The 23,404-nt window shown below is 28.9% G+C and carries 24 protein-coding genes, 2 pseudogenes and 1 other annotated feature; of the genes and pseudogenes, 17 read left to right on the top strand and 9 right to left on the bottom strand.

Going from position 1 to position 23,404, the window contains the following annotated elements; translation table 11 throughout:
• Window positions 1–36: 36 nt before the first annotated feature.
• Entirely contained in the window at window positions 37–747 is a 711-nt protein-coding gene (locus ACWW38_RS07360; protein WP_456260133.1) for a hypothetical protein, read from the bottom strand.
• Window positions 748–951: 204 nt separating this feature from the next.
• Here ACWW38_RS07360 and ACWW38_RS07355 point away from each other — a divergent pair, with 204 nt between their 5' ends.
• The 6 genes from ACWW38_RS07355 (at window position 952) to ACWW38_RS07330 (ending at window position 4,390) form a co-directional block, all read left to right on the top strand.
• Entirely contained in the window at window positions 952–1,314 is a 363-nt protein-coding gene (locus ACWW38_RS07355; RefSeq protein ID WP_456260132.1) for a PASTA domain-containing protein, read from the top strand.
• Window positions 1,315–1,434: 120 nt separating this feature from the next.
• Complete coding sequence (locus ACWW38_RS07350; protein WP_456260131.1) at window positions 1,435–1,620, top strand: hypothetical protein; 186 nt, start codon at window positions 1,435–1,437, stop codon at window positions 1,618–1,620.
• Window positions 1,621–1,773: 153 nt separating this feature from the next.
• On the top strand, window positions 1,774–2,346 hold the full coding sequence (locus ACWW38_RS07345) for a ferritin family protein (RefSeq protein WP_456260130.1): 573 nt from the start codon (window positions 1,774–1,776) through the stop codon (window positions 2,344–2,346).
• Window positions 2,346–3,047: a PrsW family intramembrane metalloprotease gene (locus ACWW38_RS07340; protein ID WP_456260129.1), complete on the top strand. Its 702-nt coding sequence runs from the start codon at window positions 2,346–2,348 to the stop codon at window positions 3,045–3,047. The genes ACWW38_RS07345 and ACWW38_RS07340 overlap by 1 nt, the downstream gene beginning before the upstream one ends.
• Window positions 3,048–3,200: 153 nt before the next feature.
• Window positions 3,201–3,749 (top strand): DUF5673 domain-containing protein, encoded by a 549-nt coding sequence (locus tag ACWW38_RS07335; RefSeq protein WP_456260128.1) that lies wholly within the window; start codon window positions 3,201–3,203, stop codon window positions 3,747–3,749.
• Between the two features lie 86 nt (window positions 3,750–3,835).
• Window positions 3,836–4,390 carry a hypothetical protein gene (locus ACWW38_RS07330; RefSeq protein WP_456260127.1) on the top strand — a complete coding sequence of 185 codons (555 nt, stop codon included), beginning with the start codon at window positions 3,836–3,838 and terminating at the stop codon, window positions 4,388–4,390.
• Here the strand turns inward: ACWW38_RS07330 and ACWW38_RS07325 are convergent.
• Window positions 4,375–4,602, bottom strand: a complete 228-nt coding sequence (locus ACWW38_RS07325; RefSeq protein WP_456260126.1) for a hypothetical protein — start codon at window positions 4,600–4,602, stop codon at window positions 4,375–4,377. The genes ACWW38_RS07330 and ACWW38_RS07325 overlap by 16 nt on opposite strands.
• Before the next feature lie 183 nt (window positions 4,603–4,785).
• Here ACWW38_RS07325 and ACWW38_RS07320 point away from each other — a divergent pair, with 183 nt between their 5' ends.
• The 4 genes from ACWW38_RS07320 (at window position 4,786) to ACWW38_RS07305 (ending at window position 7,525) form a co-directional block, all read left to right on the top strand.
• Window positions 4,786–5,034, top strand: coding sequence for a peptidylprolyl isomerase (locus ACWW38_RS07320; protein ID WP_456260125.1), 249 nt, complete (start codon window positions 4,786–4,788; stop codon window positions 5,032–5,034).
• Between the two features lie 45 nt (window positions 5,035–5,079).
• Window positions 5,080–6,126, top strand: coding sequence for an anthrax toxin lethal factor-related metalloendopeptidase (locus ACWW38_RS07315; protein ID WP_456260124.1), 1,047 nt, complete (start codon window positions 5,080–5,082; stop codon window positions 6,124–6,126).
• Between the two features lie 120 nt (window positions 6,127–6,246).
• Window positions 6,247–6,798, top strand: a complete 552-nt coding sequence (locus tag ACWW38_RS07310) for a hemerythrin domain-containing protein (protein WP_456260123.1) — start codon at window positions 6,247–6,249, stop codon at window positions 6,796–6,798.
• 1 nt (window position 6,799) lies between these two features.
• Window positions 6,800–7,525, top strand: a complete 726-nt coding sequence (locus ACWW38_RS07305; protein WP_456260122.1) for a class I SAM-dependent methyltransferase — start codon at window positions 6,800–6,802, stop codon at window positions 7,523–7,525.
• A 131-nt stretch (window positions 7,526–7,656) separates the two neighbouring features.
• Here ACWW38_RS07305 and ACWW38_RS07300 read toward each other — a convergent pair whose 3' ends face one another.
• The 4 genes from ACWW38_RS07300 to ACWW38_RS07285 form a co-directional block, all read right to left on the bottom strand.
• Window positions 7,657–8,496, bottom strand: coding sequence for a methyl-accepting chemotaxis protein (locus ACWW38_RS07300; RefSeq protein ID WP_456260121.1), 840 nt, complete (start codon window positions 8,494–8,496; stop codon window positions 7,657–7,659).
• Between the two features lie 231 nt (window positions 8,497–8,727).
• Window positions 8,728–10,419, bottom strand: a complete 1,692-nt coding sequence (locus ACWW38_RS07295) for a phospho-sugar mutase (RefSeq protein ID WP_456260120.1) — start codon at window positions 10,417–10,419, stop codon at window positions 8,728–8,730.
• Window positions 10,420–10,645: 226 nt separating this feature from the next.
• Window positions 10,646–10,915, bottom strand: coding sequence for a late competence development ComFB family protein (locus ACWW38_RS07290; protein WP_456260119.1), 270 nt, complete (start codon window positions 10,913–10,915; stop codon window positions 10,646–10,648).
• 33 nt (window positions 10,916–10,948) lie between these two features.
• Window positions 10,949–11,881: a dipeptidase gene (locus tag ACWW38_RS07285; RefSeq protein ID WP_456260118.1), complete on the bottom strand. Its 933-nt coding sequence runs from the start codon at window positions 11,879–11,881 to the stop codon at window positions 10,949–10,951.
• 210 nt (window positions 11,882–12,091) lie between these two features.
• Window positions 12,092–12,350, top strand: a binding site (T-box leader).
• A 62-nt stretch (window positions 12,351–12,412) separates the two neighbouring features.
• Here ACWW38_RS07285 and asnS point away from each other — a divergent pair.
• Window positions 12,413–13,804 carry an asparagine--tRNA ligase gene (gene asnS / locus ACWW38_RS07280; RefSeq protein ID WP_456260117.1) on the top strand — a complete coding sequence of 464 codons (1,392 nt, stop codon included), beginning with the start codon at window positions 12,413–12,415 and terminating at the stop codon, window positions 13,802–13,804.
• An 87-nt stretch (window positions 13,805–13,891) separates the two neighbouring features.
• Here asnS and ACWW38_RS07275 read toward each other — a convergent pair.
• Window positions 13,892–14,058 (bottom strand): annotated as a pseudogene (locus ACWW38_RS07275) (sporulation membrane protein YtaF); the annotation flags it as partial.
• Window positions 14,059–14,400: 342 nt separating this feature from the next.
• Between ACWW38_RS07275 and ACWW38_RS07270 the strand changes: the two are divergent.
• From ACWW38_RS07270 to ACWW38_RS07260, 3 genes are all read left to right on the top strand, one after another.
• Window positions 14,401–17,121, top strand: a complete 2,721-nt coding sequence (locus tag ACWW38_RS07270; protein WP_456260116.1) for an AAA domain-containing protein — start codon at window positions 14,401–14,403, stop codon at window positions 17,119–17,121.
• Between the two features lie 135 nt (window positions 17,122–17,256).
• Window positions 17,257–18,057, top strand: a complete 801-nt coding sequence (locus tag ACWW38_RS07265) for a hypothetical protein (protein WP_456260115.1) — start codon at window positions 17,257–17,259, stop codon at window positions 18,055–18,057.
• A 357-nt stretch (window positions 18,058–18,414) separates the two neighbouring features.
• Window positions 18,415–18,966 carry a helix-turn-helix domain-containing protein gene (locus ACWW38_RS07260; protein ID WP_456260114.1) on the top strand — a complete coding sequence of 184 codons (552 nt, stop codon included), beginning with the start codon at window positions 18,415–18,417 and terminating at the stop codon, window positions 18,964–18,966.
• Between the two features lie 295 nt (window positions 18,967–19,261).
• Here ACWW38_RS07260 and ACWW38_RS07255 read toward each other — a convergent pair whose 3' ends face one another.
• Window positions 19,262–19,345, bottom strand: a complete 84-nt coding sequence (locus ACWW38_RS07255; protein ID WP_456260436.1) for a putative holin-like toxin — start codon at window positions 19,343–19,345, stop codon at window positions 19,262–19,264.
• Window positions 19,346–19,749: 404 nt separating this feature from the next.
• Between ACWW38_RS07255 and ACWW38_RS07250 the strand changes: the two are divergent.
• Window positions 19,750–20,091, top strand: a pseudogene (locus ACWW38_RS07250) (MerR family transcriptional regulator); the annotation flags it as partial.
• Between the two features lie 42 nt (window positions 20,092–20,133).
• On the opposite strand, the gene ACWW38_RS07245 reads toward ACWW38_RS07250, so the two are convergent.
• A complete protein-coding gene (locus tag ACWW38_RS07245; protein WP_456260113.1) occupies window positions 20,134–20,679 on the bottom strand; it encodes a GNAT family N-acetyltransferase in 546 nt (181 codons plus the stop codon).
• Window positions 20,680–20,820: 141 nt separating this feature from the next.
• Here ACWW38_RS07245 and ACWW38_RS07240 point away from each other — a divergent pair, with 141 nt between their 5' ends.
• The gene (locus ACWW38_RS07240) at window positions 20,821–21,168 is read left to right on the top strand and encodes a winged helix-turn-helix transcriptional regulator (RefSeq protein WP_456260112.1); all 348 of its coding nucleotides are present in this window, start codon (window positions 20,821–20,823) and stop codon (window positions 21,166–21,168) included.
• A gap of 728 nt (window positions 21,169–21,896) precedes the next feature.
• A complete protein-coding gene (locus tag ACWW38_RS07235; RefSeq protein WP_456260111.1) occupies window positions 21,897–23,168 on the top strand; it encodes an MFS transporter in 1,272 nt (423 codons plus the stop codon).
• The last annotated feature ends 236 nt before the right edge of the window (window positions 23,169–23,404 follow it).

Here is a 23,404-nt window from a genome sequence, read left to right as displayed (position 1 = left end):
TGATTAAATAAATATTAAGGCTATGTAATAATTTGCCTAAAACTTATGTAATTTCTCATTTTCAAATCCACTTAGAGTAAGTAAAAGTTGAGAGGGAAGATAAAATACCCAAACTAAGAAGCCACAAATATAATCTAAGGGTATACCTAATAAATAAACAGGATAAACAGAAAATATGAAAGATAGAGCTACATTAGTATCGCATAGAAAGAAAAATATCATTCCCCAAGCAATGGTTCTTGTAGAATTTAAAGCTATAATAAGCCCTGTTATAAGAAGTACTGAATAAACTATAGCTATTAAATATAAACCTTGTTCAATTTTTACAGGTCGTATTTTATTTAAAGCAATGGGAAGTACAATTATTAATATAATTGGAATTAATAGTTTGTTTTTATCTATATTAGCGATATTATTATGCCTAATTATATATAGTGTTTGTACTATACAAAAAAAGAAAATTCCAGGCTTATAATAGTCAAAAATTAATAAGCAAGTATCAGCACAAAGTGTAAAAAATAGGGCAAATTGCAAAAGACGAAGGTTCTTTACATTATGAGTAGCACTATCTATTGTTAAAGATGTTATAAAAAATAGAATTATAGTTAGATATTTTAATTCAGTGGAATATGAAGTCACTGTGGTTTTGCTTAATATATCTAAAGATATAAACAAGAAGTAAATAAAAAGTATTGTAGAAATCATAATATATCTAGTTAAAGTTTTTTTAGAAATATCTTTTATCATTAAAATATCTCCTCAATTAAGTATATATTTAGAATATATTCCATATAGTTTTACATTATGATTCCCTATAAAAGGGATTAATAATCTGATTAAGTTTTATATTTTAAATATATACAAAAAAAGTCTTACATGATGCTATATTATGTAATTATAACTATGCTTCAGCATATTATAATTACAGAGTATTTTCTTGGGGGATTTAAATTGAAGTTAAAGTTAGAGAAGAATAAATATATACTTTTAGGAACTCTAATTTTGGTTATTACAATATTATGTTTTTCATGTTCAATGTCAAAAAAAACTAATGTGAAAAAAATATCGGATTCTTCTGAGGCAGTGGAAGAGCACTTTATAATTGTACCAGATCTTAAGGGAAAAACTTTAGAAGAAGCAAAGGCACTTTTAAGCAAAAGAGGACTAGAAGTTGAAAAGTCTGGGGAAGAATATAGTGCATTTATTCCAAAAGATAAGATTAGCTCTCAATCACCGCTAACTAATGATACAGCAATAAAAGGTACAAAGATAACTGTGAAAATAAGTAAAGGTCCACAAGCCAAGAAAAAGTAGGATAAATAGGACTTTTTATATAATTAAGAATAAAGTTTTCAGTATAGTTTGTCTATGTAAAACTAATAATACTAAAAAGAGAATATATAATATCTTTGACTTAATGTTAGGGGTGATATTATGAATGAAAATTTAAGAAAAATAAGAATAGAAAATGGAGAGAAAGAAGATGGCATAGCAGAACTTTTAAATATATCTACTTCTGAGTATATTGACAAAGAAAAGGGTGTAATCTCCATGACTAATGGTGAAAAGAAAGTTCTTTCTGAATATTATGGCATTGATATAAATAAATTGAATTACTAAATAAGTTAAAACTCGTATAGCGAAAAAGTCGTTATACGAGTTTTTAAATTTATAATTTTTAATAATAATGGATTTTTACATTTGTATCATATCATTAATAATTATATAAATTTAGGAAAAACTAAATTAGTAGGTTATCATAGGAGTGATGATATGAATATTAAAAAGATAAAAAGAAGCTTAACACTTTTAGCTGCATCTATTTTTTTATGCACTTTAGTTTCTTGTGAGTTTAAGATGAAAAATGAGCCTGTAAATAAAGATGATGCTGTATTTACAATGGCAGAATTGCAGGGAAATAAGTGGGGAGCAGAGGCAGCGAAAAGAGATAATAATTTAACTGAAGAAAGCATGCTTAAATATGCATTACAAGATGAATATACTTTAAGATCAAGATATGAATTTATTATCAAAAAATTTGAAGATAAAAAGCATTTTTTAGATATGGTCAGAGATGAAAATATTAATATATCAATTTTAATGTCTATGTTAACAAAATATAGTATACCTATTCCCGCAGATATGGCAGAGGATTATATAATTACTTTTCCTAAGAACATTAGTGATTCATATGCTCTTTCTATTAAAGCGGAAAATGAAAATATAGAGATGTATGAAAGATTTTTAGCTAATAGTAATTTAAAAGAAGAGACAAAGGCTTTATTTAAAAGTTTAATAAATTGTTCTAGAGAACATTTAGAAATTTTAAAGAAGGGAGGAGAATAATGACTACTAGACTATTTATTATTGCATTAACTCCTGGATTAGTGTTAGCACTTTCAGCATACCTGACAGATAGGTATGATAGAGAGCCTGTTGGATTGCTTTTTAAAGTATTTATATTAGGAGCACTTTCAGTAATTCCAACTGCAATTGTGGAAAGTATACTTACATCATGGAATAGATTTGGAGGGCTATTAGGAGCAGCTTTTAATGCTTTTATAGTAGCTGGACTAACAGAAGAATTTTTTAAAAGAGAAGTTGTATTAAGATCTGCATTTAAAAGTCATGAATTTAACGAAAAGCTAGACGGAATAATATATGCAGCTTTTTCGGCTTTAGGATTTGCCACAGTTGAAAATGTAATATACGTGGTTTTTAGATTTACTGCAAATCCATATGTAGGACTATATAGAGGAATATTTTCCGTGCCAGGACATTTATTATTTGCTGTAACCATGGGATATTATCTTTCCTTAGCAAAATTTGCTCATAAGGATAGTACTTATAAATATTATCTTAAAAGATCATGGATGGTTCCAGCATTATTACATGGGACTTTTGATTTTATATTAATGGCTAACGTTCATATATTATTAAGTCTTTTCATACCTTTTATTGTTTACCTTTGGGTAATAAATTTAAGAAAGCTTAATAAATACTATAGGGAATCAAGAAGCATTTATAGATCAATAAATAAAAAATAAGTTTGAAATACAAGGTGTCATTTTAAGATATCCTTGTATTTTTGTTTATAAGGCTGTTTATTACATATGTAAAAGTATATACAAAACTAATGTTAGTTAGATATAATAAGAAAATAGAGGAATAAAAATCAAATTTAGGAAGGAAGAAAGTATATGACTCATGGAGAAAGCATAAATATTATTTTTCTAATTTTTATTGCGTTTATTATAATTAATCTTATTATATCTATAAATCAAAAAAAGAAATTAGGTAAAATGCTAATAGAAGTTGGAGAAAATAAAGGAAATAATAGATTTATTCTAATGGGAGTACTGACTGTAATAGTTATATATATGATAAGTATTACAGTTAAAGATTATAGATTAGCTATAGATAAGGTTGCAGATGGAAATAGAGGAATAGTTATTTTTAATTTAATTTCGGAAATTATTTTTTGGGCATCTTTTTATTTTGCATTAATATACTCACAAGTTAGTAAAAGATACATAGCAGAAGGAGGGATTTCACTAGGAACTAGAGCTTACAAGTGGAATCAAGTAAAAGAATATGGTTGGAAAGATAGTAATTTAATGCTTATAGTAGAAGAAAGACAATTATCTAAAAAGAATAAAAGAGAAATGGTTTTGGCTATTTCTCCAGAAAAGATAGTAGAAGTAGAAGGAGTTCTCCATAAGAAGCTGGGGAAAAGGGAAAGACGTTAAAAAATACTTCAGAAACAGTTCTAAAAATTTATTTAAATTTATAGAATTATATTGTTAAGTACTTCTAAGGGAGAGAATTCTTCTAAATGGCAGTTAATAGAGCTATTATTCCGTTATATGTAAATGAAAACCTATTGAACAACCTATTTACTGTAGTGGTACAGGAATTTGTGCAAATTAAAACTGTAAGCAATAAACATCAACAGGTAATTAAAATTTCTACACCATTATCTAATGTTTTGCAAGGAAGATTTATTCAAGGAACATTTACTCTTGAACTGTTAGATGAATATGTAAATCAGAGAACAGAAGAGAAAATTTCAAAAACAATAGTAGTATTACTGGAGACTAGAGGCATTTTAGAGGCACAGAATCTATTAAAGAAAATATCTTCTGACCAAGATATCAATAGTATAGAAGAAGATGATTATATAGAGTTTAAATGCAGATTAAATAAGAATCCTCAAATTGAACAGATGGAGGATATTATTAGATACATGGAAATGAAAAATACATTTTCACCTAGTGCTAAAGAAAACAATCCAGAGGTATTATCTCTTCTTAAGAGTCATTTTGAAGACTGGAAAAAATCAAGGTGTTTAAAGTTTATCACAGATGGATTACTTCAGTGTACTCCATAAGGTATACTTAGCTTCATGAAGTATTCTTTTTCATATTTTCCGCTAAAAGTTTTTTTTAGTATTATCCACTTTCCATTAATATATGGGCTTAAAGGGGTTTTAACGGCTATGGGATATTCTCTTATAATGGCTCCATGTTTTAGTAGTTTTAATATTCTATTACCTCTATCGATTTCAATAGAATAGGGGTTACTACTTGCTTTATTAACCATAGTATCACTCCTTTACAGATAGATTATTCAAGGAGAGGTAAAATGGTTATAAAAATATATACATACATATTTAATGGCTATACATTCCTTTTATAAATTTTATACTTTATGATATAATTCTTGTACAGTTAAGTTCTACATTGGTCTATAATATAATGTGGAGTTTAAAAAGAGGTGTTTATTATGGGATTAAACGATAAAAATAGATTTATTATAAAATATGGTATTTTAGAATGGGGGATTCCTATAGCTATCATATATTCTTTTATAATTACATTGCAAGAAAAAGATTTAGATAAGTTAATTTCTATATCAGAATATTTTTTATCTAATGTATTTATATCTTGTATAGCTTTTTCTGTAGGAGGATACTTTTTTGGCTATTTTATTTGGAGAAAAAACAAAAATATTTTAAAGAAAGATAAGAAGTAATGCAAAATAGTTGTTATAAAAATTAGAAGCCATAGGAGAGATAAAATGAAAAAGAATTTTAATAATTTTATTAGAGCCTTTGCTATTGCATTTACTCTTTTATTTTTTACAGCTGGAGTTGTAGGAGCTTATGCAGCTAACGTTAAAAGTGGACAAGTTGTAGAAAAAGATAAATTATGGAATATTAATTTTAATAAAGAAATTAAATTTGATGATATTGCCAAAAATGAAATAAAGGTAATAGATTCAAAGAATAATAGAGTTAATGTAGAATTAAGCTTAGGGAAAGATAATAAATCAATTATAGTTAACCCTCCTAATGGAGGATATAAAGTAGGAGAAAGTTATACTTTAATACTAGGTAAAGATATAAGTTCTAAAGAGAATAAAAGGTTAAATAAAGAAATAACAATGGAATTTACTATAAAGGATTATGATAAAGACAATATAATGGACAAGCTTATAGTTTTACCAAATGAAAGCTATGATGTAAATGAAGCAAATAGAATGATAAGCAGATTAAACAAAATACCATCACCAATATTACAAAAACTTGCGGAAAATGAGATAAAGATAATACTTTCAAATACAAATATAACAGAAGTAAAGGAGTATGAATATCTAAAAGGAGTTACTCCAAGGGGATGGGAAGGAACAGGTAAAACATGGGATGATGTTCCAGGAGCAGGAGGAAAGCCTGTAGTTGCAAGGATAGGTTATAGCGATCCAGGAGAAGCACATGGAGCTATTAACCTGGAACTGCATGAAACTGCACATGCCATTGATAAATATGTTTTTAATGATGTCTCAAGTAGTGAAAGTTATAAAACCATGTGGAAACAAGAGGTTAAGAATGTATTTGGAGATAATCCTTATTTTGTGAATTATCCAGAAGAATATTTTGCTGAAACCTTTGCTATGTATTATGTAAATGAGGAACAAAATTTAAAGCTAAAGGAGAAAGCTCCTTTAACCTATGAATTTATTAAAAATCTAGAGAATACAATAAATCGAGTAGTTAGCGTTAAAGCTAGCTACTTTTTTGTTTCGTGTAACCAATGTTACCTAATAAAGGAACCGTTAATGCTATAATATAATTAAATTTAAAATTAAGATTAAGATTATTAATATAAATTAATAATGAATAATGAGAAATACTAAAATTAAAGTATGCGTTGTAAGCTGAACTAATTATAAGGAGGAAAAATAAAAATGGATGCTATAGAAATAATGGTAGAAGAACATAAGAATATTGAAAGGATGCTTCAAGTAATAAGAAAAATGTGCATTAAAGTATTAAATAATGATAATGTAAATTATAATGATTTTTACAGAATAATAGATTTTGTAAGAAACTATGCCGATAAACATCATCATAGCAAAGAAGAAACAATTCTTTTTGGTAAATTGTCAGCAGGAGAGAATAATCATATTGGCAAAGTTTCTGTAGAGGGCATGCTCGTAGAACATGATTTGGGAAGACTTTACATGATGAATTTAGAAGCATCGCTTAAAAAATATGAAAATGGAGATAAAGATTCTAGGGTAGATATTATTGCTAATGCCATAGGATATACAGATCTATTAAAGAGACATATTTTTAAAGAAAACAATGCACTATATAAATTTGCAAGGAAAACTCTATCTGAGGAAGATTTACAGGATATAAATGAAAAATGCAGCAAAGTAGAAGAAGCAGCTAAGACTAATAAGGTTCAAGAAAAATATATTAGCCTTATAGATGAGTTAGAAAGGAGCATGTAACTTGGGTTTTTATGAAGAATTAAGTAAGTACTATGATATAGTATTCCCATTAGGGAATTCACAATTAAATTTTATTAAAAATAGAGCTGATGGTAAAGTGAAGATTCTTGACTTGGCAGCAGGAACAGGAAATTATTCTATAGCAATGGCTAAGATGGGCTATAATGTAACTGCAGTGGATTTAGACAAAGAAATGGTTAATAGGATAAAAGAAAAGAATTGTGAAGAAGGAACTAATGTAAATGCAATGGTAATGGACATGAATAGTGTAGATTCTATAAAAGAAAAATTTGATTTAATAATCTGCATAGGAAATTCATTAGTTCATTTAGATAATAAAGAAGATATAAACAATCTAATAACTAAACTTTATAAACTTTTAAATGAAAATGGAGTCTTAATAATTCAAATAGTAAATTATGATAGGATAATAGAGAAAGATATTAAAGAGCTTCCGTTAATTCAGAGACAAGATAAAGGGGTAACCTTTGTAAGAAATTATGAGAGAGAAAATGATAAAATCTTATTTAAGACCAAAATACTAGTTGAGAACAACAAAGAAGAAAAAATATACTATAATACAGTAGAGTTATATCCACTTAAGAGTGAAGATTTAAAGCTTATGCTAGAAGAGGCTGGATTTAATAAAGTGGAAATGTATGGAGATTTTAATGGTGGAGATTATAATATAGAATCTATGGCTACAGTAGTAGCAGCATACAAATAGCTTATTTATATTTAAAGTAATGAATTTAAAAAATTACAGAACACATGAAAAATAATTAAAAGCAGAGCATCATTTATAAATATGTTCTGCTTTAGTGTTTATAAATTTTTTATATGTAAGGCATATAGTTTTTAAAATTGAGAAGATATTTCTTTTAAGATTTCTGCAGTTGCATTTAGCTGCTGCATTGAAGCATTAATTTCTTTTAAAGCGGAGGTTTGTCCATCGAAGATCTCGCTGCTTTTATTTATTTTTTGATTAATATCAAATGTGGATTCTTTTATATTTTCTAAAACAGCAGATATTTGTTTAGCTGAACTACTGCTTAATGAAGAAAGCTTTCTTATTTCAGAAGCAACTACTCCAAAGCCTTTGCCAGCATCTCCAGCTCTTGAAGCTTCTATGGCAGCATTTAGTCCTAAAAGGTTAGTTTGACTAGATACTTTTTCGATAAATTTTATTACGTCATCTGTATTTTCAGTTTTTTTACTTGTATCTTCAACATCTTTAAGTAATTCGGAGTTTGATAATGAAATTTCATTTAAGCTACTAGCTATATCTTCTATAGCTGATGAAATTTTTTGTATAGCGTCAAAAAGATTATTGGATAATTCTTGAATGTTTTCTTGTCTTTTTAGACTTTTACCTATAGATAAGCATCCAACTACGTTTCCGCTTGTATCCTTTACTGGTACTGCGATGGTTTTCATACCTGATCCAAATATTTCTTTAGGAGTTATTTGCTTTTGAATTTCCCCTGTTGCTATACATTTATAGGTTACTGTGCTTTTATCAATAGGTTTATTACAAAAATCTTGTATTCCCATATTTGAGTTTCCAATAAAGTTTAAACAATCCGTAGTGTTATTAATTCCAAATACAGCGTCATCTTCTAAAAAAAATTTCATATAAGGAATTACATTATTAAAAGAATTTAGTACATCATTCTCTGATATGTTCTTATTTTCCAATCCCATCCACCTCTTTTAACTGTAGTAACCATTGTTTACAATAATTATAATATAAAAAGGATATAAATTACATAGATTTTTAACAAAAATTAAAATATTTTGAAAAGTCCATTAAATTAAAGGCTATTAAAGTTGAAAAACATAATATTATATATGAATAAATATGATATTTTGCAAAAAAGGACATTGAGAATTTTAAATTAAAATCTCAATGTCGGTATTTAAATATAATTATTCAATTGAATTCAAATTTCCCATAATGATTTCTTCCATAATTTTTAGATTTTTATCAGCTTCATCTGATGTAGAAGCTTTGGTGTAAAGATATATTTTTATTTTAGGTTCTGTTCCAGAAGGGCGAACTGCATACCAACTTCCACCTGATAAATAGAATTTCAATACATCTGAAGAAGGTATATCACCATATCCTTCAAGAAAATCTATAAAGTTATCTAAATCCATGTTTCCAATCTTTTTAGGATAGGATTTTCTATAGGTTTTCATCATTCTATCGATTCTAGCTTTTCCGTCTACACCTTCAAGTACTAAAGAAATTTGTTTTTCTTTGTAATAACCATGTTTTTCATAGGTTTCATTTAATACATCAATTAAAGTCTTATTTTGTGTTTTATAGTAAGCAGCAGCCTCACATAGGAGCATAGCAGAGCTAACTCCATCTTTATCTCTAACAAAAGTTCCTGTAGTGTAACCAATACTTTCCTCATACCCAAAAATAAATTCATACTTACCAGTAGCTTCAAATTCAGGGATTCTGCCACAAATATTTTTGAACCCAGTTAAGGATTCAAAGGTTGTAACGCCATATTCTTCAGCTATAACCTTACCTAAATCTCCAGTCACTATAGACTTCACAATGGCACCATTCTTAGGAAGAATGCCTTTTTCATGCATTCCTTCAACAATATATTTTATAAGAATAGCTCCAGTTTGATTACCGTTAAAAGGGATATAGTTACCATTTTTATCTTTAACTTCTATAGCTAGTCTGTCACAATCAGGGTCGGTTGCTATTAGAAGTTCTGAACCTATTTTTTTACCAAGGTCTTCTGAATATTTAAATGCTTTAGTGTCTTCAGGATTAGGATAACCAACAGTTGTAAAGTCAGGATCAGGATTTTCCTGCTCAGGGACTACAACTATGTTAGTAAAACCACGTTCCTTCAATACACGTCTTACAGGTATGTTTCCAGTTCCATTGAGAGGTGTATAGATTATTTTTATATCCTTATCAATATTGTCCCTTATGCTTAAGCTTTTAACTTTTGCTATATACTCATCATCTAATTCTTTTCCTATGATTCTTAGAAGACCTCTATCTAAAGCGTCTTTTTCATCGATGGTATTTACATCTTCAAATTTTTTAACCATACTTATTTTTTCACTCATAGGATCTGCAATACTGGAAAGAACTTGAGCGCCATCTTCCCAGTATACTTTGTAACCGTTGTAGTCTCTAGGATTATGACTTGCAGTAATTATTATTCCGGCTGCAGTATGTAATCTTCTTATCGTAAATGAAAGCTCAGGGGTAGGGCGTATATCTTCAAATAGATAAGCTTTTATACCGTTTCCAGCAAGAACAAGGGCTGCAGTCTTTGCAAATTCTTTTGAGAAGTGCCTAACATCATAAGCTATTGCAACACCTCTATCCATGTAATCTGGGCCTTTTTCTTTAATAAAATCAGCTATTCCTTGAGTTACTTTAGATATATTATATATATTCATTCTATTAGTTCCAGCACCTAGTTTGCCTCGAAGTCCTGCGGTACCAAATTCTAATTCTTTATAAAACCTATCTTCAATTTCACTTTTATTTTCTTTTATGCTTCTTAACTCTTCTTTGGTTTTTTCATCAATGCATTCATTGTTTAGCCATTCTTCGTAAACTTTATTATATTCCATTGATTTCACTCCTTTAACATTAAATTTTCCAAACAGGGATATTTTAATACTTAGACATGTCTCTAGGAAAATTGAATTACCTAAATATATTATAGCAACTGTTTATAGTAATATGAATGTGAAATTGTAGAATTTTTACATTTAAAAAGATATGTTTCTATACTCGCTGGTTCTGCATAATGCGAAAACAACTTAAAACATATCTTTAAAACAGTAATGTAAAGTTTTAATGTTTAGGATTATTTGTTACAATTTCAATACCTCTCATTATAGATTCCGTAATATTAATAATCTCTTGTTTATTAATTTCATTAAGAGCTCTGGTATAAATTTCACCTTGATCAGAAACTACATATTTAGGTTTTATAGAATTGAGAGCATATGCTTTAATGTCTAATCTGCATTTTTCACATTTACAAATATTATCATACTGAGGTAATATCTTATCTAGTAGATTATCTACTATCTCTTCAGAATAATTTCTTAGCTTATACATATTAATTCACCTCCCATTTTGCACAGTGGCTAGTTAACCAATTTCCTTAAGCAGCCTTAATGCATTTTTGTAAAGAATCTTTTCTATGTCATCATCAGTAAAGTGATGCTTTTTAAGCCCTTCTATTAACCTATCAATTTGTCCAATGTGTTCAATTTCTAAAGTCGAGTCTATGCCGTCAAAGTCAGAACCAAGAGAAATTACATCTATTCCTCCAATATTTCTTATATGCTGAATATGAGAAACCATATCTTCTATTTTACTAAATTGACCTCCTCCTAAAAAGTTTCCGAAGAAGTTTATTCCAATAATTCCGCCTTTTTCAGCTAGAATTTTTATCATATCATCTGTAAGATTTCTTGGATGATTAGTAATAGCTCTTGCATTTGAGTGAGAAGCTACAAAAGGAGATTTAGAATATTTAGCAACATCATAAAAACCACCGTCAGATAAATGAGAGACATCAATAATCATATTAAGGTTGTTCATTTCTTCAACTACTTGAATACCAAAAGGTGTAAGTCCTTTGTTAGTATATTCAGCTCTGGCGTTAGGATAACCAATCTCATTAGGAAAGTTCCAAGTAAGAGTTATCAACTTTACCCCTAGTCTATGAAAATTTCTAAGATTAGAGAGCTCGCCTTTAAGAACGGCACCTTCTTCTATAGTTAAAAAGGCTGAAAGTTTACCCTCAGATTTATTCTTCATTAGTTCATCATAATTCCTTGCAAGAGAAATAGTATCAATGTTTTTATTCAGCTCTAAATAGAATCTATCTAGCATATTAAGACACTTTTGTAGAGGATCTTTAGTAGTTTTAAGTTCTACAAATAGGGCAAAAAATTGTGCTAAGGAATTAGACTTTTTCAATTTTTCAATATCTACACCATAGGTGTTATTTTTTAATTCTGAATTATCTTCATATATTTTTAAAGCTGTATCGCAATGAAGATCTATAACGTTCATAATAGTCACCTCGTATAATATAGTCATAACATCTCGTATAAACATAGCTTAATTATAACATTAAATTATCGTTTCAAATAAAAAAAACATTATCTAATAATTATTATAAAGATATAAATTAAATAGGTTACTCTAGTATTGGTTGACATACAATTTTTTTAATATTATAATCTTTTATGAATCAAATTTTATATAAGAGATAAAATAGGTTTAAAGATAGTGAAGAGAAGAGTAGATATAGAGTCTCATTTAAAGCGAACCAATGATAGTGGAAGATTGGCACTGAGCCTATATTGAAGAACGTCTCGGAATCTCTAACCGAAATCATTTATATTATAAAATGATAGTAGGCTTAGACGGAGCCAAACCGTTAGAACTTGGAGAGTATAGAATTTTGTACTTATTAAGGTGGTCATATTTTATATGACAATTTAGGTGGTACCGCGAATATATAACCTTCGTCCTAATATTTTTAGGATTGGGGTTTTTTTTATTATATTTTAAAATAAAGAATTAAGTAGGAGGTAGATTATGGAAACAGTATTGATTAAACAACTATACAGAGAAACTGATAAGTTTTTAGGTAAAGAAGTTAAGATTAGCGGATGGATTAGGACTTTAAGAGCTTCAAATAAATTTGGATTTATAGAAGTAAATGATGGTAGTTTCTTCAAAAATATTCAAGTTGTTGTTGAGGAAAGTCTAGAAAACTTTAAAGAAATTTCTAAATTTGCTATAAGCTCTAGTGTAAGTATTGAAGGAGAAGTAGTTGCAACAGAAAATGCAAAGCAGCCTTTTGAAATTCATGCTAAAAAAGTAGTTCTAGAAGGAAAATCTAATTCAGATTATCCACTACAAAAGAAAAGACATAGCTTAGAATATTTAAGAGAAATAGCTCATTTAAGACCAAGAAGTAATACTTTTTCAGCAGTATTTAGAGTACGTTCTCTTGCAGCATATGCTGTACATAAGTTTTTCCAAGACCAAGGCTTTGTTTATGCTAACACTCCTATAATAACTGGAAGTGATGCTGAAGGTGCTGGAGAAATGTTTAGAATAACAACGCTAGATATGAACAATCTTCCAAAGAATGAAGAAGGAAATATAGATTACAAACAAGACTTCTTTGGAAAGGAAGCTAATCTTACTGTAAGTGGTCAATTAGAAGGAGAAATATTTGCTTTAGCATTTAGAAATATTTATACTTTTGGACCAACTTTCAGAGCAGAAAACTCAAATACAGCAAGACATGCGTCAGAGTTTTGGATGATAGAACCAGAACTTGCTTTTGCTGAATTAAGCGACTACTTAGATAATGCAGAAGCTATGGTTAAGTATGTTATAAACTATGTTATGGAAAATGCTCCAGAAGAAATGGAATTTTTCAATCAATTCGTAGATAAAGGTTTATTTGATAGATTAAATAATGTTATAAACTCTGAATTTGGCAGAGTAACTTATACAGAAGCTGTAGAAATTCTTCAAAAATCTGGTCATGAATTTGAGTATCCTGTAGAATGGGGAATTGATCTTCAAACAGAACATGAAAGATACTTAACTGAAAAAATATATGGAAAACCTGTATTTGTAACTGATTATCCAAAGGATATTAAAGCATTCTACATGAGAATGAATGAGGATGGAAAAACTGTTGCAGCAGCAGACCTTCTTGTTCCAGGGATTGGAGAACTTATTGGAGGAAGCCAAAGAGAAGAAAGATTAGACGTTCTAGAAAAGAGAATAGAAGAATTAGGACTTAATAAAGAGGACTATTGGTGGTATTTAGAGCTTAGAAAATACGGAGAAACTAAGCACTCTGGATATGGCCTTGGATTTGAGAGACTAATAATGTATTTAACAGGAATGGGAAACATAAGAGACGTAATACCATTCCCAAGAACTCCAGGAAACGCTGAATTTTAAAACAAAACCTATTATAAAAAGCATTCAAATTTTATAGAATTTGGGTGCTTTTTTACTGTATCATAACCTAAATAGATTACGAAAATATTAATTAAGTAACTCAACAATACCAAGTATTATTAGTAATATGCCTGAAATTAATGGTGCATATTTACCAAAAAATTTACCCAGTATATGATTAACTATAGTGTCCTAAGCTTAATTGTAAGAATACTTAATATAAATGTAGATATGACTGTAAATTCAATGATAACTCTATTTTAAGCTAAATATTTTAGGGGAATTTAGAATATGATATGGTGAACAGAATCACAAGTAAATGGGAAAACAGTACGGAAGCAAGATGCGACAATGCTTCTGGGCTGCTTGGATTTATAACATTATAAGGCATAGATATAAGAAAGCAATTTGATAGAGAATTATACAGTTTGAGAAGTTATTACCTGAATAGTAAGCAACATAACTTATTCCTTTCGATTGCTCCTAAATATTTTACAGATTTGTTATAATAAGAATTGACTCAAATTATTTCAATGATTAATGTTGAATGTAGAGGGACTAAACTATTAGTATAAGAAATCTTGGAGATAGAGGAAATGATGATAAAAGAGTATTTGAAATATTCTATGGATGAAAAGACATCCTTGGAAATAGAAAGTATAAAAGGCAATAAATTTGATGTTGATGTCTTACAATATAATTCAGAAAAGGTTTTTTATAAGTATTTAAGCAATGGGAAAGAAGGTCAAATAAAATTTGAAAATATTAAAAATTGTAAGTTCAAAGACAAGGAAATCGAAAAGCAATTTTATTATTCTCAAATAAATAAACAATATAACCGGACGGATATAAAATCTATTATTGAAAATTTTGAAAAATACTATTTTGAAATCTTAGGCTTGCTGCAACAAAGAGCGAAAAAGGGTACATTTGAGTATGAGCACTACAATTTTAAAAAGACTATTTATCAAATGGTTTTTGAAAATTTACATACCCAAAAGGATAACCTTCTATTTTCGTATTTTACAGGAGAAAAAAATGTTGACAAAGAGTTAAACGAAGGTAAGTCCTGCGGAGAGCAAATTATATTGCTTCAACAGTCTAATATATCACAGAAGAAATCAATAGAGGCAGCCCTCAATAATAGCATTTCTATTATTGAGGGGCCACCTGGTACAGGGAAAACGACTACCATTCTTAGCATTATCGCCAATCTTGTATATCAAAATAAAAAAGTAGTAGTAGTGTCAAAAAACAATTCTGCTATCGATAATGTTGTGGAAGAATTAGAACAGATGCCTATTCCAGATTTTTTTATTCGCTTAGGCAAAAAAGAAGTTATGGATGAGTTAAGTATTACACTAGAAGAAAAAATATTGACATATGAGCAACAACTGAAAGATATTTCCTCTACAACAATAGAAGCTGAAAAGGAAAGAATGAATATATTATGCAATCAATTAACGCATATGGAAGAGCAGCTAAACGAGTTGATTTTGTATAAAAATCAATTGAGTGAATTTAAAAACCAGTATAGACACCTAATAAAACGCAGAGAAGCATATGATTTCTCTGCATATGATCATCTGATAAGAAAAATTAATCGCAAGAATAGGAGTTCAAAAACCGTAAAAGAGGAACTAGATCGATTAGCAAAGCTATTAGTGAAGATGGCAGATGGACAAAAGATAGGTTTTGTTAAAAGAATTTTGACGTACTTTAGGTGGAGAATGCCATTAGCCAATTTGAAAAGCGAGGGAATTGCGCTTCAAAGTCTTATGGAAGAAAAGTTCCTGAAGATTGAGATAGAAGATTTAGAGAAGAAGTTGAAAAATGAGAATTTATGTCGGTTACAAAAAAAGATTAGCGAAATATATAAAGATGAGTATATAGAATTATCCAAGAAGTTGCTATTAGAAAGTTTGAAAAAGAAATATGATAGCAGCGTTTATCAGAATATTTATTCGAAAATAAAAGAGAATGACAATGATATACTCTTAAAAAGCTGTAAGGATGAGCTAATAGGGCTATATCCTGTTATTTTGACTACAGTGGACGCGGTTTTATCCAATTTCTATTCTTTTTTTAATAATGGTGCGAAGATTGACTGTATCATTATTGATGAGGCTTCACAATGTGATATTTTATCAGCATTGCCCATTCTATATTTAGCTAAGCAGATATTAGTAGTTGGAGATAATAAGCAGTTACCAGCAATTATTAATCTCTCTTCAAAGGGAATTAGTAGTAAAGTACAAGAGGGATATGATTATACAAATGAAAGTTTTTTAAGTACTATTTCAAAAACGATTAAACCAGTTTCTAATTTGTTATTAGAGCATTATCGATGTGATTACAAGATCATAAATTATTGTAACCGTTATTTTTATGATAATCAACTGATCATATACAAAGACGCAAGTGACGATTCAATGATTTTAATAGATGATGATAAAGGTAAATATGTTGAATTGGAGAGTGGCTCGTTTGTAAATTTACGAGAGATTGTAACTATTGAAGATGCAATATTTTCAGACGTAGAAGGAAAATTCATTATTACACCATTTCGCAAACAGGCTGATAAGTTGATGGAGAAATACAATAAGAAACAATGTGGCACAATCCATACTTTTCAAGGAAAAGGAGAGAATGAAGTTTACTTCTGTACTGTTTTAAATCATATAGATGAGGCTATAAATCATTTGAAAGGAAAAAATAATTTATTTTCCAAAGAACTGATAAATGTAGCTGTTTCAAGGGCTAAGATGAAATTTGTCTTGGTAACAGATATTAAGTTTTTTAAAGAGTATGATGTAAATACTAGAAACTTAATCGAGTACATAGAAGCATATGGTGAAGTAATACCAGATAAAACAGTATGCCTTTTTGATTATTTATATCAACAGATGAAGACTTATACGGTAGTGGAAAATTGTGATAATGTTTTCGAGAAAACAGTTAAAGAATACCTTGATAGGTATATACAACAACATCCTGAATATCATGTGGTGGTGAAACTTCCATTAGCTAGTGTTGTAACAGATAAGAAGTTTTTAGAGGTTAATTCTGAAGTTAAACAGTTTATTATGAATAATGCGCATTTAGATTTTATCATCTATGATAATCGTATTGGTAAACCTATTGCAGTAATCGAGCTCGATGGAAAGTTTCATAAAACTCTTGAACAAATAGACAGAGATAAAAAGAAGAATTTTGCGCTTGAACATATGAGTATTAAGTTATGGAGATTAAAATCTAAGGAAGCGATAACGAAAGAGCAATTTGATATACATTTAAATGAGTTATTAAGTAATTAAATTTAAAGTGTATCATACAGACTATTTATAGAGATTGCAGAAAAATAGTAATTTGTAGGGATGATTGGAATGAAGATAAATCAGAATTTAGTGACTTGAACGATTATGTGATGATAAAAGAGAAAGAGGAGAAAAATGGAACGATTAGAAAATTACTTGAGTAGTGATTTTTATAAGAAGTATAAAAACACATATCATTCGGATAAGATTTTAAAAGAAGTTTTTAATTGTGAATTGAAGTTTGTACATAGAATTAGCGATTTTGGAAAAAAGAAGTATTCCGATATCTATGACATGAATGTTCATATAATTACGGATTTTATTAATTTGTATTATCAAGAAATGCTTCATAAAGATTATGATATAGCCTGGAAGATGATATATAGTTTTTATCTTGATCCAGATTCAGCTGCGACTAAAAATTATGGTGATATACTGTGCTCTGCAGATGGATTGCTATCAATAAAAAGAATATATAGTCATAAAGGTCGTACAACTCAGTTTATTAGTGAATATGAAACTTATCGTAGAGTTCCTATTATTTATTTCCCACAAGAGACAAATGGAATCAATATGACAAGAGCATCTGTGTTTGGGGATAGAATAGATTACACCTTGTTTGATCTAAAAAAGTATTTTGAGTCTAAAAAGTCTAAAACAAATGTAGATAGTCAGAAATGTAGATTAATTAATGCATATGAATTACCTAAGACAAATGATTTTTTGCATCAAATGGGCTCGTTTGAAAATCTGATTAATTGGCTAAATATAAAAGGAATATTTACGAGTGAGCAATATGAAGTATATGATATTGAAAAAGGTGATGATTCAATAATAGCAGACTATTTACTAGAGTATTCTTGGAATTGGAGTGATGAATACTATATTAACATCAAACAAATGATAGACAAATATTTAAAATTATTAGAAAAATAGCGAAGTAGAAGGTATTAGTTTATTCAGCTGATCATCTTAATTTGCTATATTATAATTACTTTGATGAATTCCAATTTAGTGGAGGCATAAATATATAATATGCCTCCTTTAAGTTATCCGATTAAATAGATATGGTGAACCGTATCATAAGTAATACTATATTTACAAAATATGCTATAATTAAATGGGAAAAATAATTTTTAAATGTAAGACAAATAGTAATTTATTATTGAGATTATTATCATATTATGAATAATGCAAATACAAGTTGCGGATTTGCAACTATAGATTGGTATTATTTTAGTGTAAAACCTATTATAATTTACACATAATAACAAAGAAAAGAGGTAGAAAGTCATGGGTTTTGCAGATAATTTAAAATCAATTAGACAAGAAAGACATATTTCACAGGAAGAGTTAGCAGAAATAATTGGAGTAAGTCGTCAAGCAGTTTCTAAATGGGAACAGGGAAGTGGCTATCCAGAAATGGAAAAATTGCTTGCTTTATCTAAAGAGCTTAATGTATCTTTAGATTATTTGATGTTAGGTGAGATAAAGTCCACTGAAAGCAACAAAACTTTATCCAATAATATAATTGTACCAACGGGGAAAATTACTATTAAATCATATGATGGAAAATCAATTGTTAATTGCTATAAAGTTTTAGCGTCACATGTAATGTACAAAGCAAAAAGCGATGAGCCTAAATATTGGTTGATTGCTGTTAATAGCGGAGCGTTTTGGGGAGAAAAATCAATTGTACTTGGTTGGTATGCTGATGAAGAAAAGATAAAAAAGGAAATGGATGAAATTGCAGAAGCAATTAATAATGGTGTACTAGTATATGAATTAAAATATGCAGTAAAAGTTAAGAATAAAATGTTAAGAGTAAAAATAGATGAAGAGTAACTTAATTTTTATATGATAAATAAGAATAACTAGAGTTTAATAAATTCCAATTTGTGACCAGATTAAATAGATTGAAGAGATTTTAATTTATATGTTAATCAAAAATTTTTATATAAAAGAATGTTAGATGTTTGTTTTTTATAAGAATTTAAGATAATATAAATAAGGAATGTAGATAATAAAAAAGTAGAGTGTTGGAGTACTCTACTTTATACAACTCTAGTTGCTTAGGCAACTGGTATCACTAGAATTTTTAGTATTAAAAATAGTAGCTGACCAATTCGACCTGGGGCTACTATTTTTTTGACATTTTATCAATAAGTAACACTATAAATGTTAGTAGTCCTAGTAAAAATAATCCTGCCTGAAATAGTAACATTAAAGTATCGTTACTCACATGTATCACCTTATTTCACAAGAAAGGTGAGTGATACCAGTAGCCCACATTTAGCTATTGAGCTGTACTTTAGAATTATACCATATAATGTATTTAAGTAATGGAGGAGAACCAAATCTAGAGGAAGGAGGTTCTCCTTAGCCAAGCAGCATGCAAAGTGCTTTCTACTAAGTTTTATTATAATTATTTTACGATAATTATTTTGTAAAGTGTTGACCCTAATACCACGTCATAGTGTAATACAAAAATAGAGCTTGGAGATATTACAAAAGTTTCTAGTCGGCAGATTATTAAATAATATTGGCAGCTCTAAAATCAAACTTTGAGGTGTAGCAATGAGAATAGTAAGGCAAGTTTCCGATTTGACAGGAATAAGTGTGCGATAACTGCATTATTACGATGAAATAGGATTATTAAAGCCAAGTGAAATTACAGAGGCAGGATATAGACTTTATGATGATGAAGCCCTTAAAACCTTGCAACAAATTTTATTTTTCAAAGAGCTTGATATACCTTTAAAAGATGTTAAAGAAATAATGTTGAGTCCGTACTTTGATAAAATGCAAGCATTAAAAAATCAAAAAAAGCTGATTATTTTAAAACGCAAAAGATTGAATAGTTTAATAGAGCTTATAAATAAGACCTTAAAAGGAGAAAGCACTATGAATTTTAAAGAATTTGATATGAGTGAATATTATAGTGTATTGGAAGAATTTAAAACAGAAAACTAGGATAAGATAATTAAAAATCGCATAATTCAAGAAAGAAAATTATGCGATTTTTCTTAATACTGTAATAAATCCATGGAGTATCTTATGGCTTATTTTGAAGCCTTTATCTTGATAGAACTTTAATGCATCATCGTTTCCGTTTGATACAAAAATAAACAAATCATTTATTAACTTAAATGAATTTAACCAATCCATACTCTTTTGAAACAGAACTGTACCAATGCCAGTTTTACGATAACCATCTTTTATATAAAACTGAGAAATACAACCTACATCATCACTTTTAACAGAATCAAAGTCAAAAAAATTAACAGGTTTAAGAGTAGCAAATCCACCGGAGTATGTATACTTTGAAGAAATATTGCTATAGGCATATCCAACAATTTCATTATCATCTTTAGCTATTATTAAAAAGTTAGCCTTGGCACTCTTGATTGATGGAATCATTCTAGTTTCAAAACACATGTTATCAAACCACTCTGGATGGACAATTGCTTTAGATTTTTGATAAGTCATTAATTCATTGCATAGATCCTTAATGTAAATAATGTTATCATCAGAAATAATTTCATAATGTATACTCATATTAATCTTCCTTCCTAAAAATTAGAAAACATATTTGATTAATCAATAGGATTTGATATGATTATATCAGTTAGAATTATTATAGCAAGTATGCAGTATTTTCTGTTCAAGGAAGTAAAAACTGAGTATTGGAGTGATATTGTGAGTGACAAAGCATTATATAAAAGCAGACTTAACAACTGCCCGCTAACATTTGCTTTAAACCTTATTGGTGGAAAGTGGAGACTACCTATAATTTGGCTATTAAATAAAAATGGAACTATGCGATATAATGAATTAAAAAGGGGTATTGACGGAATCACTAACATGATGCTAACCCAATCACTGAAGGAATTGGAGTCATACGGTATTATAAAACGAAAGCAATTTATGGAGATACCACCGCGAGTTGAGTATTCACTGACTGATAATGGGGAAGATCTTATTCCAGCTCTTAAAGGACTAGCTAATTGGGGAAATAAAATGAAAAACAGTGATGATTTTAAATGATATAGAATTAAAACTCCCATGACATTGAGGAGGGCAGACTGTGAAAAATAAGTGTTACAGGAAATAACTTATGAGTTGGGAATACCAGAGGGAAAGATTAGAGAATACGAAAGCATATTTGAGGCATTGCATAGAGAAGTTAAAATTGATGAAAAGCAAATCTATTGAAAAAAAACTAAATTTATGTATAATATAGATAAACTCAAATATAAACATGAAAAAATATAAATGTAAAGGTGTTGTAAATATGCGTAAAGAGGTAGTTTTTAACTAAACTAACTGAATAGGGATTATTTTTAGAAAGTACATCAAAAATCTTGAATTAGTCAAGGTTTATTCATGGTAAAATTAATTTTCAAAATGTTAATTCTTACCATGGTTATTTGTGTACTTCTAAATTAATCAATATTATAATGAGCATGTTACGCCTTATTTGCATAATAGGAAAGCCGTGTTCTAAACACGGTATTTTTATGCCTATTTTTGCTGCATTTATAAATATGATATAAGACTTTAATATATACAACTTAGTAATAAGTTACATATATTAAAGTTCTATATTTTATGTTTATATTTGGGTTATATAATTATGAGGCTGTAAGTGAGCTAATGTTCATTTGCGGCTTTTTTTAATTTGAGGAGGTTACTACGGTGATTTATATATTCAAAGTATTTACATCACAAAGCACAAGCAAATTCCTTCATAATATAAGGATGGTGAATAATTAATGGTAAAAAAACTTTCGGCATATAAAATTTATTTATTATTTTCAGCTATTACAGCAATGTGCTTTTCATTGGCAGCTACAGTTATGATAGTTTACCACATTGAAATGGTTCATTTAAAACCGCTTCAACTTATACTTGTTGGAACTACTCTAGAGACTGCATGTTTTATATTTGAAATTCCTACAGGCATAGTTGCAGATGTATACAGCCGTAAGATATCTGTTGTTATTGGTATAGTTCTAATAGGACTAGGATTTATTTTGGAAGGCTCTATTGCTAGTTTTGCCTTTGTACTTGCAGCCCAGATAATATGGGGATTAGGTTTTACCTTTATCAGTGGGGCTGCTGAGGCATGGATTGCAGAGGAAGAGAAAGCTAAGGACTTAGATCAAATATATATAAAAGGAGCACAAGTAGGACAAATAGGTACAGTTGCAGGGATAATACTAAGTATCATAATAGGTAATTTGTCTCTTAGGCTGCCTATTATAGCCAGTGGGTGCTTGTATATAGCTTTTGCATTATTTTTAGTAGTATATATGCCAGAAAATAACTTTAAAGCATCTGCCCCTGAAGATTTAAATACTTTTAAAAAGATGGGGTATACTTTTAAATCAGGTTTTAAATTTGTAAAAAGTAAAACTATAATAATGATTTTACTTTTTGTAACCTTGTTTCATGGCTTATCCAGTGAAGGCTATGATAGACTTTCTAGTGCACATTTCCTGCAAGATACCACACTTCCTAAGCTTGGGAATCTTCAGCCAGTAACTTGGTTTGGTATATTTGGTATAGCAGGAATGATATTAAGCGCTGTAGTAATGCAGTTTATATCAAAGAAGTTTGAGAAAGAAGAGAAGAATCAAAGTGGAAAGACATTATTAGCAATAAACATATTTTATATTTTATGCATGTTAATATTTGCCCTTACAAGAAACTTTAATTTAATGCTAGTGTCTTATTTATCAACAAATATGTTTAAAACTATAAATGAGCCTATATTTAGTGCATGGTTAAATAATCATATTCATGGTAATGCAAGGGCTACTATCATTTCTATGAATGGACAAATCAATGCTTTAGGTCAAATTTTAGGTGGACCAATTATTGGAATTATAGCTACAAAGATTTCTGTAAGCATTGGTATAGCATGCACTGCATTGTTGGCTACGCCAGTAGTTGTTTTGTATATAATTTCATTAATTATGGATAAAAATGGTGTTGATAAGTTTAGTGGGAGAGATGGCATATATGAAAACAACATACCGTAAGTAATGATATGTTTATGGTATAATAAGGATAAAAGGTGAGGGAAAAGGATATAATATCTGCGGAAATCCACGTCAAGTTGCTATAAAAGGACCTTGGAATGAAAGAAATACAGAGGACTATTTAAGCGAAATACAGATACCAGTAAAAAAATAAAAAGAGCACAAAATGGCCGCATGTGATGACTTAGTTCCCAGCATATGGGGCCTTTTTTTATCATATGCGCATATTAAAGTTG

The sequence above is a fragment of the Clostridium sp. JNZ J1-5 genome (genome assembly GCF_053901425.1).
This window is presented reverse-complemented; position numbering and strand designations above follow the sequence as displayed.

Bases quoted from the DNA above. Each gene is read 5' to 3' on its own strand.
- ACWW38_RS07360 (WP_456260133.1), bottom strand. From the start codon at position 747: ATGATAAAAGATATTTCTAAAAAAACTTTAACTAGATATATTATGATT.
- ACWW38_RS07350 (WP_456260131.1), top strand. From the start codon at position 1,435: ATGAATGAAAATTTAAGAAAAATAAGAATAGAAAATGGAGAGAAAGAA.
- ACWW38_RS07345 (WP_456260130.1), top strand. From the start codon at position 1,774: ATGAATATTAAAAAGATAAAAAGAAGCTTAACACTTTTAGCTGCATCT.
- ACWW38_RS07340 (WP_456260129.1), top strand. From the start codon at position 2,346: ATGACTACTAGACTATTTATTATTGCATTAACTCCTGGATTAGTGTTA.
- ACWW38_RS07335 (WP_456260128.1), top strand. From the start codon at position 3,201: ATGACTCATGGAGAAAGCATAAATATTATTTTTCTAATTTTTATTGCG.
- ACWW38_RS07330 (WP_456260127.1), top strand. From the start codon at position 3,836: ATGGCAGTTAATAGAGCTATTATTCCGTTATATGTAAATGAAAACCTA.
- ACWW38_RS07325 (WP_456260126.1), bottom strand. From the start codon at position 4,602: ATGGTTAATAAAGCAAGTAGTAACCCCTATTCTATTGAAATCGATAGA.
- ACWW38_RS07320 (WP_456260125.1), top strand. From the start codon at position 4,786: ATGGGATTAAACGATAAAAATAGATTTATTATAAAATATGGTATTTTA.
- ACWW38_RS07315 (WP_456260124.1), top strand. From the start codon at position 5,080: ATGAAAAAGAATTTTAATAATTTTATTAGAGCCTTTGCTATTGCATTT.
- ACWW38_RS07310 (WP_456260123.1), top strand. From the start codon at position 6,247: ATGGATGCTATAGAAATAATGGTAGAAGAACATAAGAATATTGAAAGG.
- ACWW38_RS07295 (WP_456260120.1), bottom strand. From the start codon at position 10,419: ATGGAATATAATAAAGTTTACGAAGAATGGCTAAACAATGAATGCATT.
- ACWW38_RS07290 (WP_456260119.1), bottom strand. From the start codon at position 10,915: ATGTATAAGCTAAGAAATTATTCTGAAGAGATAGTAGATAATCTACTA.
- ACWW38_RS07285 (WP_456260118.1), bottom strand. From the start codon at position 11,881: ATGAACGTTATAGATCTTCATTGCGATACAGCTTTAAAAATATATGAA.
- asnS (WP_456260117.1), top strand. From the start codon at position 12,413: ATGGAAACAGTATTGATTAAACAACTATACAGAGAAACTGATAAGTTT.
- ACWW38_RS07270 (WP_456260116.1), top strand. From the start codon at position 14,401: ATGATGATAAAAGAGTATTTGAAATATTCTATGGATGAAAAGACATCC.
- ACWW38_RS07265 (WP_456260115.1), top strand. From the start codon at position 17,257: ATGGAACGATTAGAAAATTACTTGAGTAGTGATTTTTATAAGAAGTAT.
- ACWW38_RS07260 (WP_456260114.1), top strand. From the start codon at position 18,415: ATGGGTTTTGCAGATAATTTAAAATCAATTAGACAAGAAAGACATATT.
- ACWW38_RS07255 (WP_456260436.1), bottom strand. From the start codon at position 19,345: ATGTTACTATTTCAGGCAGGATTATTTTTACTAGGACTACTAACATTT.
- ACWW38_RS07245 (WP_456260113.1), bottom strand. From the start codon at position 20,679: ATGAGTATACATTATGAAATTATTTCTGATGATAACATTATTTACATT.
- ACWW38_RS07235 (WP_456260111.1), top strand. From the start codon at position 21,897: ATGGTAAAAAAACTTTCGGCATATAAAATTTATTTATTATTTTCAGCT.